Below are 3,674 nucleotides of genomic sequence, written 5' to 3'. Positions count from 1 at the left end.
TCGGTCGACGGCGGATACGGCTTGGGCTGACCGCGGACAACGTGGATTAGACGTAGCTCACTGAGCATTGAAGTGGGGGGTGCGTTTCGCACGAAATGCGTCCATGCCTTCGCTGAAGTCGGGAGCGCGCGACTGCTCGGCCAATGCTTCTAGTTCCATCCTCAGAGACTCGGCGAAGGCGTGGTTGAGTCCCTCGTCAACGAGCCGCTTCATGTGGGCCAGACCCGTGGAGCTCTTGCCCGCAATCTGCTGAGCGATAGCCTCGGCACGAGCCTCTAGCTCGTCGTCTGCGACGACCTCATTGACGAGTCCCCATGAGGCCAGGCTTTCGGGCGGTGGGAAGGTGCCGGTGAACTCCAGGTACTTGGCGACGATAGGACCTGCAATCCGAGCCGTGCGCGTCGCGCCACCCGCTGCGGGAACCAGGCCGAAGTTGGCGTGCGCATCTCCGATCCGTGCGCCCTTCGCGGCGATGACAACATCGCATGCCAGCATGAGTTCCAGTCCGCCTGCAGCGGCCACGCCGTTGACGGCAGCGATGACCGGCTTCGCTACAGCCGGGATTCGTTCGATAGTGCGACCGATCCGTTCGATCAGGTTCAGGAACCGTTGGCTGTCGACCGAGCCGTCCGATCGCGTTGCAGACTTGAGATCGGCACCTGCACAGAACGCGTTGGAGACGCCCGTAAGGACGACCGCGCGGGTCGACTCGTCCTGCTCGACATGGTCAAACGAGGTGTTCAGTTCGTCCAACAGTTCGTGGTTCAAAGCGTTCATGGTGCCAGGGTGGTTGATGCGTATCCACGTCACAGCGCCGGATTGGTCGAGCGAGACTACTGTGGTCTGGGGAGGGCTCTTGCTTGGCGAGGACACAGGGCGGCTCCTTTGGCTGAGGTGGATGTGACGATGGGTCAGATGAGACGTATTCCAGCATCGAGAGGGAGAGTCGCGGCGTTAAGATATCGGTTCTCTACGACATGCCTGGTCAGCGACGCGAACTCGGCAGGATCGCCCGCTCTGTGAGGGTAGAGTGTCAACGATTCCATACGAGAGGTGATCTTTTCCGGCAGGCCAGCGTGCATTCCCGTCCGAAAGATGCCGGGTGCGATTGTTAGCACGCGTATTCCGTGATCGGCGAGATCCCGAGCGGCCGGGAGCGTGAGTCCGATAACGCCGGCCTTGCTCGCAGAGTAGGCAACGTGGCCGCGTTGTCCTTGCAGTGCCGCAACAGATGAGACGTTGATGATGACTCCACGTTCGCCTTCCCTGTCTGGTTCGTTCCCCACCATAAGCGCCGCAGACTGGCGCATGACATCGAACGTGCCGATGAGGTTAACCTCGATCGCTCTTCGGAAATCGGCCAAAGGCAAGGCTCCGTCGGAGCTGACAACCTTCCCCGATGTAGCAACACCTGCGCAGTTAACACACACGTTCACGGTGCCCAGTTCACGTTCGATTGCCTTGAAGGCTCGGCTTACGGCGTCGTGGTCGGAAACATCAACACCCATGGGTAAGACATCAGGACCGATATCACGTGCGGTCTTCTCTGCCGCCTGCTCATCGATATCAAACAGAACGATGCATGCACCCGCACGGGAGAATTCCTGCGCGCTGGCCCGTCCCATGCCCGATGCGCCGCCGGTCACGAGGACAACGGATCCCTCGATTCGCATCTGCTGTTCCTCTCAGTGGGTCTACCGTGGTCGAAAAGCCGCTCAGCATGGCCTCCTTACGCGTTCTTGGGCACGGCTTCGTCTTTGATGCGGCTGGTTGTGACGGCACCTGGATGTCGGGGAGATTCGGTAGCGGATGCGAGTGCTGTCATACACGCGGCGATAGAAGTAAACGCTGGACTAGGCGAGGAATAGCACCGGGTATGGTGCAGAAAGATACGACTCTCGCGATGAGGGCTCCCCTACCACCAACTGTCGACCGCTTCTGAACGCTCTTTGGCGCGGTGCGAGCGATGATTCTTGTGTCCATGACCAGATCATACCGCGGCGTACCGCGGTATGAAGTTACTATTTCTGTACACCTTCGGCGTCAGCGATGCCGAACCGAATCTACGAAAGGGTCACGAGGCTTTGGCGCAGGCCAGAGCCACATCGCCATGCGCCCTTGTCGATGTATACGAGTCGTCAGTGAAGACTGAGCGTGGTGGATCACGCCTCCTATGCGAGCTGCGGGAAGACGAAGTAGCAAGAGGTGTGTGTCGCTGATCTTCCGATGCGAAGGATGTTGGACTGGTGCGTGAATACGACGCTGTTGCCGACAGGACAGCTGAGCTCCCGCCGCTGATACCGCAGCCGGTCAGGGGCGAGCTGACTGGTGCAGAGATACCGGTGGGACGACTGGCCGTGACGAAGATGCCTTCATCTCTGGCAATGTACGAAGACCGCATCAATGAGACGTTGGCCCTGCTTCAGGGGTCTTCGGAACGTGGACAGATGTCCGTTCGGTTCGAGGAGGCGGCCCTCGAGCCCGAGGAGTACCACATCCAGATCAGACGCGAAGGAATCACGATAAGTACGGGTATGGCGCTCGGGGCACTTCAGGCCACGCGGACGCTGGTGGACTTGTGGGATACCGGCGAGAAGGCGGCTTTGCCCGAGGGCGACCTCGTGGACCGTCCCACGTTCAGGCTCCGAGGGGTGTTCGCGGAGTCCATCGTCGGGACGGACAGGATGACGCTGGATTACTGGAAGGTCTTTCTGGACCGGATGGGCCAGCTGAAGTTCAACGTTGTCGGTCTGTCCATCTACGGATGCTGGGATATCCACCACGGCGAGCGCAGCGAGTACCTGTTCACGCCGTTGGACGACTTCCCGGAGCTGAAGACGCCGCGACGAATGGTGACCTGGGATCCGGAAACCGCGCAGGAGGTAGAGCTGCGGTACGTGCCGAGGATCTTCGAAGAGAACCTCTTCGGAGAGATCGCTGCGCACGCGGCGCGCCAGGGGATCGAGGTGATCCCGCATCTGGGTGGTCCGGGTCATTCGACGTTGATCCCTCGTCTGATGCCGGCGTTGTCCGCGGTCGATGAGGAGGGCAACCCGACCGGTTATGGCTATTGCGTCACGCGGACGAGTGCTCGCGAGGTGCTGGCATTGTTGGTGCGAGCGTTGGCGCGTCAGCACCTGGTGCCGAATCAGATCGTCCGGCTGCATGTCGCTGGGGATGAGTACTATCCGATCCGTAACGTTGATCCGGGGGATCGAACCAGAGTGGTGAGCCCGTACTGCCGCTGCGCCGGGTGTCGTGAGTTGACGCCTGGTCAGTTGCTGATGGAGTACTTGCTTCTGGTGGGGCACGTGCTCGCCGAGTACGGCGTCGCGATGGTGCATTGGCAGGACACGCTGGTCCGTGAAGGTGTGCTTGATGAGTATCTCGACCGTGTGGATGCCGCTGGGTTGCATCGCCCGACCATCGCGTGGTGGAAGTACAACGATCCGGTTCCTACGCCGGATGCATTGCGGACTGAGACGTGGAGCTGCCCGACTACTGGGTTTGCTCCGTTCACGTTTCAGCAGGACTTCCTGCCGAACATTGAGAATGTGCTGCGTCGAGGGCGTGAGGCTCGGGTCGATGGCGTGTTTGCGTACGGGTTGCCGGACCCGGCCGACCACATGAACTATGCGGCGCTGGCCGATCTTGCGTGGAACCTGGACGGGTCC

3 protein-coding genes are annotated in these 3,674 nt (G+C 60.6%); 1 reads left to right on the top strand and 2 read right to left on the bottom strand.

Features of this window, described 5'->3' with window-relative positions; translation table 11 throughout:
- Window positions 1-57: 57 nt before the first annotated feature.
- On the bottom strand, window positions 58-810 hold the full coding sequence (locus ELR45_RS33930) for an enoyl-CoA hydratase/isomerase family protein (RefSeq protein ID WP_276320764.1): 753 nt from the start codon (window positions 808-810) through the stop codon (window positions 58-60).
- Window positions 811-911: 101 nt separating this feature from the next.
- A complete protein-coding gene (locus ELR45_RS33925) occupies window positions 912-1,673 on the bottom strand; it encodes an SDR family NAD(P)-dependent oxidoreductase (RefSeq protein ID WP_129670224.1) in 762 nt (253 codons plus the stop codon).
- Window positions 1,674-2,246: 573 nt separating this feature from the next.
- Here ELR45_RS33925 and ELR45_RS33920 point away from each other — a divergent pair.
- Window positions 2,247-3,674: glycoside hydrolase family 20 zincin-like fold domain-containing protein (locus tag ELR45_RS33920; protein ID WP_165368346.1), on the top strand; the 1,428-nt coding region annotated here is incomplete at its 3' end.

The sequence above is a fragment of the Phytoactinopolyspora endophytica genome, assembly GCF_004138495.1.
In the GTDB taxonomy this organism is placed as follows: Bacteria; Actinomycetota; Actinomycetes; order Jiangellales; family Jiangellaceae; genus Phytoactinopolyspora; species Phytoactinopolyspora endophytica.
The sequence above is the reverse complement of the archived record's forward strand: the minus strand, read 5'-3'. Positions and strand labels throughout refer to the sequence as shown.